Origin of the sequence: Nocardioides sp. GY 10113 (assembly GCF_004919105.1) — a bacterium.
In the GTDB taxonomy this organism is placed as follows: Bacteria; Actinomycetota; Actinomycetes; order Propionibacteriales; family Nocardioidaceae; genus Nocardioides.
Genome location: NZ_STGK01000006.1, coordinates 92581 through 105777 on the forward strand (window position 1 = coordinate 92581; position 13197 = coordinate 105777).

General features: G+C 72.3%; 12 protein-coding genes. 8 read left to right on the forward strand and 4 right to left on the reverse strand.

The features are described 5' to 3' along the window. The first annotated feature begins 49 nt into the window (after positions 1-49). The 4 genes from E8D34_RS09735 to E8D34_RS09750 all read left to right on the forward strand — a co-directional run bounded on the left by E8D34_RS09735 (position 50) and on the right by E8D34_RS09750 (position 4165). The gene (locus tag E8D34_RS09735) at positions 50-1099 is read left to right on the forward strand and encodes a glycosyltransferase family 2 protein (RefSeq protein WP_136594439.1); all 1050 of its coding nucleotides are present in this window, start codon (positions 50-52) and stop codon (positions 1097-1099) included. 55 nt (positions 1100-1154) lie between these two features. Further along, positions 1155-1553 carry a hypothetical protein gene (locus tag E8D34_RS09740; RefSeq protein ID WP_136594440.1) on the forward strand — a complete coding sequence of 133 codons (399 nt, stop codon included), beginning with the start codon at positions 1155-1157 and terminating at the stop codon, positions 1551-1553. Positions 1554-1664: 111 nt separating this feature from the next. Next, a complete protein-coding gene (locus E8D34_RS09745) occupies positions 1665-3035 on the forward strand; it encodes a phospholipase D-like domain-containing protein (RefSeq protein WP_136594441.1) in 1371 nt (456 codons plus the stop codon). Positions 3036-3040: 5 nt separating this feature from the next. After that, positions 3041-4165: a hypothetical protein gene (locus E8D34_RS09750; protein WP_136594442.1), complete on the forward strand. Its 1125-nt coding sequence runs from the start codon at positions 3041-3043 to the stop codon at positions 4163-4165. Between the two features lie 31 nt (positions 4166-4196). Here E8D34_RS09750 and E8D34_RS09755 read toward each other — a convergent pair whose 3' ends face one another. Further along, positions 4197-5681, reverse strand: a complete 1485-nt coding sequence (locus E8D34_RS09755; RefSeq protein WP_136594443.1) for an endonuclease/exonuclease/phosphatase family protein — start codon at positions 5679-5681, stop codon at positions 4197-4199. A gap of 305 nt (positions 5682-5986) precedes the next feature. Here E8D34_RS09755 and E8D34_RS09760 point away from each other — a divergent pair, with 305 nt between their 5' ends. Both E8D34_RS09760 and E8D34_RS09765 read left to right on the forward strand, forming a co-directional pair. Beyond that, positions 5987-7042 carry a cache domain-containing protein gene (locus E8D34_RS09760; RefSeq protein WP_136594444.1) on the forward strand — a complete coding sequence of 352 codons (1056 nt, stop codon included), beginning with the start codon at positions 5987-5989 and terminating at the stop codon, positions 7040-7042. A 79-nt stretch (positions 7043-7121) separates the two neighbouring features. Continuing rightward, positions 7122-8300 (forward strand): endonuclease/exonuclease/phosphatase family protein, encoded by a 1179-nt coding sequence (locus E8D34_RS09765; protein WP_136594445.1) that lies wholly within the window; start codon positions 7122-7124, stop codon positions 8298-8300. Here E8D34_RS09765 and E8D34_RS09770 read toward each other — a convergent pair. Genes E8D34_RS09770 through E8D34_RS09780 form a run of 3 tightly spaced genes read right to left on the reverse strand, consistent with a single transcriptional unit; the run spans position 8266 to position 11170 of the window. Then, entirely contained in the window at positions 8266-9348 is a 1083-nt protein-coding gene (locus tag E8D34_RS09770) for a hypothetical protein (protein WP_136594446.1), read from the reverse strand. The genes E8D34_RS09765 and E8D34_RS09770 overlap by 35 nt on opposite strands. Continuing rightward, positions 9348-9551 carry a DUF6752 domain-containing protein gene (locus E8D34_RS09775; RefSeq protein ID WP_136594447.1) on the reverse strand — a complete coding sequence of 68 codons (204 nt, stop codon included), beginning with the start codon at positions 9549-9551 and terminating at the stop codon, positions 9348-9350. Before E8D34_RS09775 ends, E8D34_RS09770 begins: the two co-directional genes overlap by 1 nt. Beyond that, complete coding sequence (locus E8D34_RS09780) at positions 9548-11170, reverse strand: class I SAM-dependent methyltransferase (protein ID WP_136594448.1); 1623 nt, start codon at positions 11168-11170, stop codon at positions 9548-9550. Before E8D34_RS09780 ends, E8D34_RS09775 begins: the two co-directional genes overlap by 4 nt. 191 nt (positions 11171-11361) lie before the next feature. Between E8D34_RS09780 and E8D34_RS09785 the strand changes: the two genes are divergently transcribed. Together E8D34_RS09785 and E8D34_RS09790 are read left to right on the forward strand one after the other, a co-directional pair. Next, positions 11362-12621 (forward strand): CBS domain-containing protein, encoded by a 1260-nt coding sequence (locus tag E8D34_RS09785; protein ID WP_168929391.1) that lies wholly within the window; start codon positions 11362-11364, stop codon positions 12619-12621. Then, the gene (locus E8D34_RS09790) at positions 12614-13192 is read left to right on the forward strand and encodes a DUF1003 domain-containing protein (protein ID WP_168929387.1); all 579 of its coding nucleotides are present in this window, start codon (positions 12614-12616) and stop codon (positions 13190-13192) included. Before E8D34_RS09785 ends, E8D34_RS09790 begins: the two co-directional genes overlap by 8 nt. The last annotated feature ends 5 nt before the right edge of the window (positions 13193-13197 follow it).

The window sequence follows — 13197 nt, forward strand, 5'->3', positions numbered from 1 at the left end:
GCCGGGCGCCCGAGGGATCCGCGGGCCACGATGCCCTAGGGTTTGCCGCATGCTGATCACGGCCTCCACGATCAAGGACGAGGCCGCGAACGTTCGGTTCTTCGTCGAGGCCAACCTGGCCTCCGGCGTGGACCACCTGGTCGTCTTCCTCGACGCGCCCCGGGCGCCCGGCCAGCCCGAGGTGGCCGACTACCTCGAGCAGCATCCCCAGGTCACCTGCGTGCGCGCCGGCGGCCCCGGCTGGTGGCTGGGCGAGCGGCCGGCCAGCCTGAACACGCGCCAGGAGATCAACGCGAACTGGGCCCACCAGCTGCTGGCCCCCCTGGGCGCCGACGCCTGGCTGGTGCACATCGACGGCGACGAGGTGGCCCTGATGGACCGGGACGCCCTGGCCGCGGTGCCTGCGGACGTCGAGGTCCTCCGCCTGGCGACGCTCGAGGCGCTGGCCAGGACCGGCGCCACCGAGCGCAGCACCCAGTTCAAGCGCCTCCTCGACGACGACGAGCTCAACCTGCTCCAGGTCCTGGGCGTGATCGACGAGGCGACCAACCAGGCCTACTTCCACGGCCACGTGATGGGCAAGTCGGCCATCCGGGTCTCCTCCCCCCTCTCGTTCTCCCTCCACGACGCGATCTCCGCCGACGGGGCCCGCCACGCCGGGCACGAGCACGACGGCTTCCGCGTCCTGCACTACGACGCTCCGACCGAGACCGAGTTCATCCGGAAGTGGGCGGCCCTGGCCTCGGCCGGACCGGCCCGCTACCGGGCGTCCCGCCAGCCCTCCGCGCGCGCCCTCAAGTCCCTGGTCACCAGCGACCTGCCCGAGCAGGTCCGCGAGAAGTACCTGCGCCGCATCTACGCGCTCACCATCGCCGACGACGTGGAGGCCCTCGGGGACCTCGGCCTCCTCGTCGAGCACGACCCGCTGCGCGGCACCGCGGCGACCGGGGGCCTCACCGACGAGCAGCGGCGCACGCTCGCCGAGCGGGCGGCGCTGCTGCGCGAGGAGCCCAAGGCCGCGTTCCAGGCGCCCGCGCGCGAGGGTCGCACCCGGCCCGACGGGGAGCCCCGCGCGTCGCGTCTCTTCCGCCGCGGCTGAGCGACCCACCCGGGAAACGACCGCTGGCCACGGGCCCGCGACCTAGACTGGTCGCATGCGCAGCGCTCGTCGGTCCTCAGCCCTGGTCGCCCTCGCCGTCCCGGCTGCCCTGGTGGCCCTGGCCGGCTGCGGCGGCGACGACACGGCCGCGACCGATCCCGTCGCCGAGCCGACCACCGAGTCCACCGAGTCCACGGGCGCCGGCGACGACGCGACCCTGCCCGACTGCTCGGCCGTCTGGCAGGAGGGCGCGGACCTGCCCTCCGAGTACGGCGGCTGCGCGGCGGAAGGAGCCGCGGTCGAGCCCACGATCATCGAGTGCTCGTCGGGCCAGCGCGTGGTGACCTACGACGACCACTACTGGGCGCTGCGCGGTAACGTGATCGGGTTCGCGGCGGACGGGCTCAAGGACGACCCCGCCTACAAGAAGATGATCTACGCCTGCCTCGCCTGACCCTCTGCGGCCAGCGCGGCCCACTACCTCAGTTTGGGCCCGCCTTCATCGCCAAAGGTAGGGTGACGGCGACATCCCGTCCATGACGTCTCGGAAGCCTTGGGGTAAAGCGTGTCTCGTGTCCGACACTCACTGTCGCTCGTCCTGATCTCGACGGTCCTCATCGGTCTCCTGCTCGCCCCGCAGGGCAGCAGCGCGGCGGCCGGTACGGCGCAGGCCGCGCCCGGCGCGACCGCGGAGCTGGGCGTCACCGAGGGCGCCGCCCGCGTCGCGGCCCGGCAGAAGTTCCGGGTCAAGTCCGGGGTCACCTTCAACAGCCCGGTCGGCAACACCGCCACCAAGCGGGCGATCATCAGCAAGGTGAACCGCGCCATCAGCAACACCAGGCGCGGCTCCCAGATCCGGATCTTCAGCTGGAAGATCTGGACCAGGGCCGGCGTGACGGCGCTGCTGAACGCGCAGAAGCGCGGCGTCGTGGTGCACGCGATCATGGACAAGAAGAACACGGTCGTGGAGGACAACCCCCACTTCTGGCGCCTCAAGCGCGGCCTGCAGGCCGGCAACAAGGGACGCAAGCCCGCCAAGCGCAGCGGCGCGATCCTGTGCGACCACTCCTGCCGCGGCAAGGGCGGCGCCGCGCACTCCAAGTTCATGCTGTTCAGCAAGTCCGGCGCATCCCGCTACGTCTACATGCACGGCTCGGCGAACTGGGGCGACGCGGCCGCCAACCTGCAGTGGAACGACATGTACACCTTCGTCGGCCAGAAGCGGATCTACGACTTCGCGGTGAAGATGTTCGACCAGGCCTACCAGGACAAGCCGCGCAAGAGCCCGTGGCGCGAGATCAGGACGAGCGACGGCTCCGCCGTGCTCGCCTGGTCCCCCTCGGACCCGAGGTCGAAGCGGAACGACCGACTGATGGCGACGCTGAAGAAGGTCAGGTGCACGGGCGCGACCGGCGGTGCCGGCAACGCGAACGGCCGCACCATCATCCGGACCGCCCCCGACGTCATCCGCGGCAAGCGCGGCATGACCGTGGCCACCCAGCTCCGCCGGCTGTGGCGTGAGGGTTGCGACGTCAAGATCGGCTACACCGTGATGGGCAAGGACGTGTTCCGCCTGCTCAACGACGGTGGCGCCCGCGGCCCGGTGCCGAAGAAGCACTTCGCCCAGGACTTCGACGGCGACGGCGTGTTCGACCGCTACTTCCACCTCAAGGTGTACACGGTCAACGGCGTGATCGGCAGGGACACCAGCGCCTACTGGATGGTCTCGGGCTCCGCCAACACCTCGCAGCTGGGCCTCGTCTCGGACGAGACCTACTCCTACTTCTTCAACAAGGCGAAGCTGACCAAGCGCTACCAGAACCACATCGACTACTGGTACCGGAACTACCCGGAGTCGTCGGTGCTGACCGGTGGTGCCGAGCGACGGATCGCGAACGGCGAGATCGACCCGTACGCGAAGATCGAGCTCGACTGAGTCCAGTGGACCAGCGCCCCCTCTTCATCCACATCGGGCTCCAGAAGACCGGTACGTCGTACCTGCAGCGGATCTTCTGGGACTCGGTGCCGGAGCTGGCCAGCCAGGGCCTGAGCCTCGTCCCGGGCAGCAAGCTCGCGATGTTCCGGCTCGCCCTCGACGTCCGGGACCGCTACAACCCCGAGATCGACCCGCCGTCGGTCGCGCACGCGCTGGAGCGGCTGCCCCGCCTGCTCGAGGAGGCTCCGGGGGCCGCGCTGATCACCCAGGAGGCGCTCTCGGCAGCGACGCGACCCCAGGTGGAGCGGCTGCTGGCCGCCACCGAGGGTCGCGACGTGCGGGTGATCGTGACCGTCCGGGACCTCGGCCGGCTGATCCCCTCGGCCTGGCAGCAGACGCTGCAGGGCAGCCGCTCGCAGACGCTGGACGAGTTCGCCCGGCGGCTCGAGGCGAGCGTGGGCACCAACGCGACGCCCTGGCGCACGATGGACGTGCCGACGATCCTGGCGCGCTGGAACCGTTTCGTCCCGGCCGACCGGATCACGGTGGTCACGGTGCCGCCCTCCGGATCGGACCCGCAGCTGCTGCTCGACCGCTTCTGCGGCGTCCTCGGGATCTCCGCCGACGGCCTCACGGTGGACGAACGGAGCCGCGGCAACCGCGGCCTGCGGGCCGAGCAGGCCGAGGTGCTGCGTCGCGTGAACGCACTGCTCCCCGACGAGGTCAAGCGTCGCGACGTCTACGGGGACCTCGGCAAGCGGTACTTCGCGGTCCAGGTGCTCGGCGGTGACGAGGGCACGCCGATCCGCCTCCCTGCCGCGCGGCAGGAGTGGGTCACGCACATCTCGCACGAGTTCATCGACGCCATCAAGGCCGGCGGCTACGCCGTTGCCGGCGACCTCGACGACCTCCTCCCCCAGGCCCGGCACTTCGCCACCGACGACCTCGAGGTGCCCGACGAGGCGGTGGCCGGCGTCGCCACGAAGGCACTGGCCGACATGCTCGTCGACCGGATGCACGCCCGCGCCGAGGCGGCCGCCGAGCCGGTGCAGCCGGCTCAGCCACCGGCCGCCGAGCCGGCCGCACCCGGCTGGCGGGCGCGCGTCGCCCGGCTTCGCGCCGCCTGGTGACCCACCTCCCGGCACCCGAGCGCGGACCGGCTCAGTAGCCCCGCCCGATCACCGCCAGGTAGGCGCGGTAGAGCGTGTCGTAGGTGCCGCCGTCAGTGCTGATGGTGGCCTTCGTCCGCTTGCGGTAGCGCTTCGTCAGCGGCGCCCGCCCCATGTTGCTGGTGGCCACCATGCCGTAGGCCGGCGTCGCGCCCGCCTGACTGATCAGCAGCACCGTCGGGTCCAGCTTCGCCACGCCGCGTCCGGAGGACCGCCAGGCGCGCTTCCTGATCACGAAGTAGTCGGAGGCCGACTTCTTGGTCCCGAGCATGGCCCGCAGCGCCTGCTGCCGGGCGTTCAGCCTCTTCTCGGCGGTGATCACCGTGACGTGAGCGCCGCGCTCCTTGGCCTTCATCAGCGCGTCGAGCAGGACCCGGCCACGGATCCTGTCGCTGGCGACGTGGATCGCGGCGCCGGCCGGCGTGGCGCGGATGGCCTTGAGCTGCATCCGGCGGACCACCGTGCGCTCCGCAGCGGAGCCGCGCGGCGTGGTCGTGACCTTGCCCGGCGAGAAGCTGACCGCGGGCTTCTCCTGCGTCTCCGAGTCCGTGTCCGGGTCGGACCCGGGGTCCGCCGGCGGCTCGGCCGCGGACGAGCGCAGGCGCAGGTGCGCCACGATCATCCGGTGGTCGGACTTCAGCAGCACCGGGTAGTGCTCGTCGACCTCGAACTCGCTGGTCGGTCCGAGGAAGACGTAGTCGATGGTGCCGCCACCCCTGTGCGTGGGGAACGAGGTCCCGAGCACGTCGTACGTCGAGGTCAGGCCGGCCTCCGTCAGGTAGCGCGGCTTGTACCGAGAGCTCCGCAGGCCCATGTTGAAGTCGCCGCCGAGGACCACCGGTCCGGCGGCGCCCAGCTCGGTGGCGAGGGTGGCCAGCCGCTTGAGCGAGGGGACCAGCAGGCCCGCGGTGTCCCTGGAGTTGGGCGCGATGTGCGCGCTGATCACCGACAGGACCTGGCCCTCGGCGTTGGTCAGCGTGACCCAGTTCGCGTAACGGACGCCGGTCATCCCCGGCGTGTTGCGCAGCTTCTTCGGCTTGCCGCTGATCTTCCAGGTCCCCTGGTCGATCGCGGTCCACGCGTCGGTCCGCCAGACCACCGGCGCCCAGCCGGTGCGCGGCCCCGGAGTGCGGAAGATCTCGTAGCCCTCCGGCGCCAGCTTGGCCGAGTCGCGGTTGTGGACCTCGTTGAAGGTGATGATGTCGGGCCGCTCGGCGAAGACCTTGACCAGGTCCTTGTCGAACTTGGCCACGCGCATGTCCTTGTTGATGTTCGCCTGGACGAAGGTGATCGGCTGCTCGGTCGCCCCGACGGCCGCCATGACGTCGCCGTCGACCAGGCTCACCGCGTCCTGGGACGCGTCGATGACCGGGCCTCCCGGCGCGGCGATGGCAGCGCTCGCCACCAGCGCGACGAGCGCCACGGTGGCTGCCCGCAGTCGGCTGGTTGACGCTCCAGCAAGGCCGTCGACCGTCATGCGTTGTGTCCTCTCGTCCCCCACGGCGTTCACCGCGATTCCCCCCACGTCCACCGTGATCAACAATGATCCCAACAGTCACATACGTCCCACGGCAAGTCGTTCTGAGTAACTACATCGGTGTAGTTATGGCCGCCGCCGTCGGCCCGGGTCGCCGGGCCGCGAGTGCCCGAAACATTTGTCACGGCCGGTGCCGCATGCCCCACGATGAGCCCCAGCAGGGCGCCGCCGTCATCACCGGACGAACGGTCGCCATCGTTGGTCCGGTGGCACCGCCACCGATGTCCGGAGGAAGGCGGCAACGGATGCCCGAGCGCGTGGTTCGCATCGCCGAAGAGGTCTCGGCACTGACCAAGGCCCGCCTCCGGGAGGTCGCCGGCGTCGCCGCGACCACCAAGATCCTCGCCATCAACGCCGACATCGAGGCCGGTCGGGCCGGGGCCGCCGGCGCCGGGTTCGGCGTGGTCGCCAAGGAGGTCGGAGCGGTCGCGGACACCGTCCACCACCTCTCCTCGACGCTCAACCAGCAGCTCGCTCCCCTGGTGGACGAGCTCGCCTCCCTCGGCGCCGACCTGGTCCAGCAGGTGCGCGGCTCCCGGCTCGCCGACCTCGCGCTCAACGCGGTCGAGCTGATCGACCGCAACCTCTACGAGCGCTCGTGCGACGTGCGGTGGTGGGCCACCGACTCCGCGATCGTGGACGCCTGCGAGGCCGCCGGCGCCGGGTCCGACGGCGCCGAGGCGGCGCGCGCCGCGGCGTACGCCGCGCAGCGCCTCGGCGTCATCCTCTCCTCCTACACCGTCTACCTCGACCTGTGGGTCACCGACGTCCACGGCCGGGTGATCGCCCACGGCCGCCCGGAGCGGTTCGCCTCCGTGGTGGGTACCGACGTGTCCCACGAGCCGTGGTTCCGCAACGCCGTCGCGACGTCGTCCGGCGCCGACTACGTCGTCGACGACGTCACCACCAACCCGGCCCTGGCCGGCGCGACCGTGGCGACGTACGCGACCGCGGTCCGGGCCGGCGGTCAGGAGCGCGGCGAGGTGATCGGGGCGCTGGGCATCTTCTTCGACTTCGCGCCGCAGGCGCACGACATCGTGACCGGGATCCGGTTCAGCGCCGAGGAGCGCGACCGCACCCGGGTGATGCTCGTCGACGCCGACCACCGGGTGCTCGCCTCCTCCGACGGCCGCGGCATCCTCACCGAGCGCTTCGACCTGACCGGCGCCGGCGGCGGCACCGGCGGCTCCTTCACCGCGCGCAGCGGCGAGGTCGTCGGCTACGCGCAGACGCCCGGCTACGAGACCTACCGGGGACTGGGCTGGTACGGCGTCATCGCCCAACGCCCCCAGACCGGCTGACGGGTCACGCACGAGCGAGCCGTCTCCCGGTTCGTCGCCAACGCGGTGCTCGGCCGGTGGCCCCGTTACGATGAACCGCATGAGCAGGCCTACCGAGCCGCGGGGAAGTCGCCGGCGGCGAGCGCGGCGCGGCCTATCGTTCCGCGAGGTCGTGCCGGTGATCGGCATCTGCGTGATCGGCGCCCTCCTGCTCGTATTGGCTCTCAACCTCGGCGAGCCCAGCACGGTGGCCGCCGACGTCTCGAGCGAGCTGCCCGACGGTCCGGCGGCGGCCAGCAGCGCCGCGACCACCGCCACCGGGTCCAGCTCGACCGAGGAGGCGACCACCGCCGGCACCGCGGGCAAGAAGGGCACGGAGGGCGACCCGAAGAAGGGCACGGAGAAGGGCACGAAGAAGCCCGCCGACCGACGGGTCACCGCGTCCGCCGAGCCTGCTCAGAGCCAGCAGGAGCTGCGCCGGATCCGACGCCTCGCCCGCAGCGTCTCGGCGGGCGGTATCGACCCGGTGATCGGGCCGCTCAGCGTGCGCGTCGGCACCTTCAACATCCTGGGGTCCCAGCACACCGGCCCCGGCGGCGACAAGGGCGCCGGGTGGCCCGGCTGGGCGGCGAGGATGCCGGGCACGATCGAGCGGATCAAGGCGCACGGCGCCTCCGTCGTGGGTCTCCAGGAGGCTCAGCCCGACCAGATCGCGTCGCTCACCCGCGGCACCGGCTACGCGATCTTCCCCGGCAGCGGCACCAACTCGCTGGACCGGGTCAACTCGATCATCTACGACCCCGGCGTCTTCGAGTTCGTCAGCGGCTCGACGTTCCAGATGTCCAACGGCATCGGCACCCGGGCGCAGCCGATCCTGCTGCTGCGCCACCGCGAGTCCGGCCGCGAGATCTACTTCGTCAACGCCCACCCGCCGTCCGGCCACAGCGGCAGCCAGACCGCCACGAGGATGGGCACCTTCACCCGCCTCGTCAGCGAGGTGAACCGCCTCAAGGCGACAGGTCACCCCGTGGTGCTGACCGGCGACATGAACGACCGCGCGCCGTTCTTCTGCCGCGTGGTGGCGCCGACCGGAATGGTCGCCTCGGCGGGCGGGAGCACCTCCGGCGGCTGTCGCCCGCCGGCCCGGATGCCGGTGGACTGGGTGGTCGCCACCTCCGGGGTGACGTTCAGCAACAACTGGTTGGACGACTCGACGATCAAGCGCCGGATCACCGACCACCCGTTCATCTCCGCGACGGCCACCATCGCCGGCGACTGACCTTCGGCTCCTCGCCGGTCGCCTCCGCCTGCTGACGGGTGCGCAGCGCCCGCACGTCCCCCAGCAGCACCGCGACGAGCTCGGTCGCGGCGTCGGCGACCTCCGCCTCGGTCACCGTCTCCGGCGTACGGCGGGGCGGCAGCGTCGCGGGCACCCGCAGGTTCTCGAGGCTGCCCACCACGTCGAAGCCACCCTGCTCGACGAAGGCGACCGCGGCCTCGCCGCGCTCGCGGCAGTCCTCGACCTGGTCGGGCCGCGGCCAGAACGGCTCCCCCCGGCGCGGCACCAGCCGCTCGTCGGCGAGGAAGGACCGGATGTAGACGCCCTTGTCGAAGGCCTTGGTGAAGCCGTCCAGGTTCCGGTTGACCCGCCGCAGCACCTCGGCCTCGACCACGCCCATCGACTCGTTGGGGAACGACATCGAGGTGTCGTAGGCGTCGCTGGTGAGTCCGATCAGACCGGCGAAGCGGTGCCAGATGTCGTCACGGGGCGCGCTCCGGTCCAGGGGCAGCACGTGGATCCGCTCCGCGGGGACGGCCTGCGACCACCGCTCGAGCACCAGCCGCAGGTCGAGCGTGCGCCAGTTCCAGATGTCGCTGGGGCTGTCGGACACGTCGCGGCCGTACTCCGCCAGCGGCGTCGTGTTGCGGTTCTTGAGGCTCTCCTGCCAGCTCGCCGTGAACAGTCCCAGGGGCTCGCGGGCGGTCACCACCAGGTGCACCTCGGCCGGCGCGAGCTCCTCGACCATGGCCCGTGCCTGGTCCGCGCTGGCCGCGGCGAAGAACTCGTGGGAGACCAGGCCGGTGCCCGACCACTCCGCCAGCTCGGCACGCAGCCGCTGCCACGCCGTGCGCTCGCGGGGCCGCTTGCGTGCGACCGACGGCTCCTCCCGGACGACGCGGCTGGCCCACAGGTGGTCGCGACGCTCCTGGCCGGGCAGCAGGACGCCCTCGGCGCGCATCTGGTCGCGCGAGGCCCAGCAGATGGTCTGCAGGTAGGTGGTCGCCGTCTTGGGCAGTCCGATGTGCAGGTAGACCCGGTCGGCCATCACAGGCTCTCGTTGAAGGCGTCGATCGCCCGGTCGATGCGCTCCTGGTCGCGGCTCGCCAACGGTACGACGAGCTCGGTGACCACGTCGGTCAGCTCGGCCAACCGGAGGTGGTGACGCCGCAGCTCGGCGATCTCGGCGCGCAGCCGATCGACCTCCTCCTCGAGCGCTCGCACCCTCTTCGCCGACGCCCAACCCATCATGTCCACTCCGCAATCACTCGCACGACGCCGCGCCGCTCGCCGGCCGGCTCCGCCTCGGTGTCGTCCCCGATCGGGAGCACCTCCTCGACCGAGAGCACCGTGCCCCCGGCCTCCGTCACCAGCGCCTCGACCTCCGCGGCCGGCACCGGGTGCTGACCGGGGCCGCCCTGACCAGCACCGTCACCGGGACCGGTCCGGAACTCAGCATAGAGTCGCCCGCCGCCGCGCAGCGCCATCGAGGCGAAGCGGCAGAGGTTGGCCCGGCCCGACGCGCTGGTCGCGTCCAGCACGTGCCGGGCCAGCATCGCCGTCGGTCCCGGCTCGCGGCTGACCCGGGCGCCCGCGCCGAGGACGGACCGCAGCTCGGTCAGGTTCAGCGGCCGCAGCGTGAGGTCGTGCCCGCGCCGCTCGGCGCGACGCTGCGCCGCGCGACCGGCCCGCGCGACGTAGTCGTAGCCGACCACCGAGCGCCCCTGCGCGGCCAGCCAGGCCAGGTCGCGGCCGTCGCCGATGCCGACCTCGAGCACCCGCGTCCCGGGCGGCTCGTTCCGGTGCAGCCAGCGGGCCAGGGACGACGGGCGCCGGGCACCGGGCGGGCGTCCCGCCAGCTCGCGCTCCCAGTCGCCGCGGTACGGCGCCGTGCCGCGGAACCACGCGTCGAGGCGGGCCGCGACGTCCGGCGGCGTGCTGAACTGGAAGGCGGGGTCCGGCGTCCGCCACCCGGGGCCGTAGGAGGCCTCGAGGACCTTCTCGGGACGCGCGGGGGCGGGGAACTCGCGGCCGGCGATGCGGCAGGTCGTGTACGGGACCAGCCACTCCTCGCGGAAGTCGGTGCCGACCTCCCCCATCAGGTAGAACCGCCCCTGGTCGAAGAATCCGGCGAACAGGTCCAGGCCGCGGCGCGAGCCGTCGCTCTCGACGACCTGGATCCGGAAGGCGGCGCCGCTGTAGCGGTAGGTCTCGAAGCCGCGCCGGTTGAGCAGCCGCTGGAGCGCGAACGACTCCCGCGCGACGTCGACCGGCGTGCTCCCCCGGGAGAGGTAGCCCAGGTCCGCGTCGGAGTCGTGCCCGATCAGGTCCTGCTCGCGCACCGCGCCCAGCAGTGTCCCCCAGGCCGGGAACGCCACCACGTCGGCCTCGGCGAGGACCGCGACGACCTGCTCCATCGCGTCCAGCAGCGGAGCCCGCTGGTCCTCGGAGCGGCCCGAGAACGTGGGGCTGAACCGCCCGGACTTGTCGAGGCTCACCTCGACGCCCTTGCTGCTCACGAAGGCGACGCGGCCCTCGCCGGCACCGAACGTCAGCTCCCGATCGTGCAGGCACTCGTCGGCGACGTGGTCGACCACGCTCACCCGTGCCGCGCCGTCCAGGAAGCGCCGCATGCGCTCGGGCCACGCGACGAACCGGCGGAGCCCGCCCGCCGGCGTCGTGTCGCGGACCGCCCAGAACGACCAGATCCGGCGGCCGTCGAAGAGCACGTCCAGGGCGCGATCCGGGCCGCGCACCGTCAGCGCGATGCCCGCCTCGTCGACCCCGCGGACGGTCACCCGGGCGCCGAGCCGCCGGGCGAGGCGGTTCGGGACGGCGGGGAGAACGCCGCCGTACGCCTGTGACGCCACGGCCCACGACCTCCTCGACCCGTCCGGTGAACGCGGTCCGCCGACCTTGCTGGTCCCGCCGCACCGCGGCGCCACGATAACCGACGCGCTCCGCCCGCCGGGTCGCAGCCGCACCACGACACGGTGGCGAGGTGGTCCGCACCCGTCGCGGCTGCCGACCCCCGAGCCACCCACCCGATACCGTTCGGGCTGTGAGTGCCACCCCGTCGCGTGTCTACGTCGCCCGGCTGGTGGGCCTTCCGATCTTCGACCCCCAGGGCGACCAGGTCGGCAAGGTCCGCGACGTCGTGGTGACCCTGCGCACCGAGGGCGCGCAGCCCCGGGTCCTGGGTCTGGTCGCGGAGGTCTTCGGGCGACGGCGGATCTTCGTGCCGATGACGCGGGTCACCAACATCGACAGCGGGCAGGTGTACACCACCGGGCTGCTCAACATGCGCCGCTTCGAGCAGCGGACCACCGAGACGCTGGTGATCGGCCAGATGCTCGACCGCACCGTCACCATCACCGGCAGCCAGATCACCGGATCGGTCTACGACGTGGCGATGGAGCGCTCCCGCACCCGCGACTGGGTGCTGAGCCGGGTCGCGGTGCGCGAGCCCAGCAAGGGCTTCCGGCGTCGCGGGCAGACCCACGTCGTGGAGTGGAACGAGGTGCAGGGCCTGGCCGGGCGCGACGAGCACCAGGGCGCCACGCACCTGGTCGCCGCGCTCAACGACATGCGCCCCGCCGACGCGGCGAGCATCCTGCACGACCTTCCTCCCGAGCGTCGTACCGCGGTGGCGCTCGCGCTGGACGACGAGCGGCTCGCCGACGTGCTCGAGGAGCTGCCCGAGGAGGACCAGGTCGAGATCCTGGAGGGCCTGGACTCCGAGCGCGCCGCCGACGTGCTCGAGGAGATGTCGGCCGACGACGCCGCCGACCTCGTCGCCGACCTGCCGCCGGAGACGCAGGAGATCCTGCTCCGGCTGATGGAGCCCGAGGAGGCCGAGGACGTCCGGCGGCTGATGATGTACGTCGAGAACACCGCCGGCGCGATGATGACGCCCGAGCCCGTGATCCTCGGGCCCGACGCGACCGTCGCGGACGCCCTCGCCCACGTGCGCAACCCGGACCTGACGCCGTCGCTGGCCGCGATGGTGTACGTGTGCCGGCCGCCGCTGGAGCCGCCCACCGGCAAGCTGATCGGCATCGCCCACATCCAGCGCCTGCTGCGCGAGCCCCCGTCGACCCTGGTGGCCGGGGCGCTCGACGAGTCGCTGGAGCCTCTCCCCCCGGAGGCGACCATCGATGAGGTCGCCGCCCACCTGGCCACCTACAACATGGTGGCCGCTCCGGTGGTCGACGAGAACGGCCGCCTGCTCGGGGCCGTCGCCGTCGACGACCTGCTCGACCACATGCTGCCCGCCAACTGGCGCGAGCGGCAGCCGCGAGAGGAGTCCCGCCGTGTCTGAGACGCGCCGCGCGGAGCGGCTCGACACCCCGACCGCCGCCCACCGCCAGCTGGTCCGCCGCCCCTCCTACAACTCCGACGCGTTCGGGGTGTTCGCCGAGCAGTTCGCCCGGTTCATGGGCACCGCGACGTTCCTGCTGTGGATGACGGTCTTCGTCGCGATCTGGATCGGCTGGAACGCGCTCGCGCCGGGTGAGGCCCGCTGGGACGACTACCCCTACATCTTCCTGACGCTCATGCTGAGCCTCCAGGCGTCGTACGCCGCACCCCTGATCCTGCTCGCGCAGAACCGCCAGGAGGCCAGGGATCGGGTGATCGCCGAGCAGGACCGGCAGGCCGACGCTCGGGCGCACGCCGACATGGAGTTCCTGGCCAGGGAGGTCGCCTCGCTGCGGATGTCCGTGGGCGAGATGGCCACCCGGGACTACCTGCGCTCCGAGCTCAAGTCGCTGCTCGCCGAGCTGGACGAGCGCGCCGAGCTGCGCGCCGAGCACAGGACGGAGGCCGACCGGGCCCGGGGTGCCACGTCTCACGGCGACGGCGCCGACGGACGTTCGCCAGGCACTGCCTAGACTCT

Bases quoted from the DNA above. Each gene is read 5' to 3' on its own strand.
- E8D34_RS09760 (WP_136594444.1), top strand. From the start codon at position 5,987: ATGCCCGAGCGCGTGGTTCGCATCGCCGAAGAGGTCTCGGCACTGACC.
- E8D34_RS09770 (WP_136594446.1), bottom strand. From the start codon at position 9,348: ATGGCCGACCGGGTCTACCTGCACATCGGACTGCCCAAGACGGCGACC.
- E8D34_RS09775 (WP_136594447.1), bottom strand. From the start codon at position 9,551: ATGATGGGTTGGGCGTCGGCGAAGAGGGTGCGAGCGCTCGAGGAGGAG.
- E8D34_RS09735 (WP_136594439.1), top strand. From the start codon at position 50: ATGCTGATCACGGCCTCCACGATCAAGGACGAGGCCGCGAACGTTCGG.
- E8D34_RS09740 (WP_136594440.1), top strand. From the start codon at position 1,155: ATGCGCAGCGCTCGTCGGTCCTCAGCCCTGGTCGCCCTCGCCGTCCCG.
- E8D34_RS09765 (WP_136594445.1), top strand. From the start codon at position 7,122: ATGAGCAGGCCTACCGAGCCGCGGGGAAGTCGCCGGCGGCGAGCGCGG.
- E8D34_RS09755 (WP_136594443.1), bottom strand. From the start codon at position 5,681: ATGACGGTCGACGGCCTTGCTGGAGCGTCAACCAGCCGACTGCGGGCA.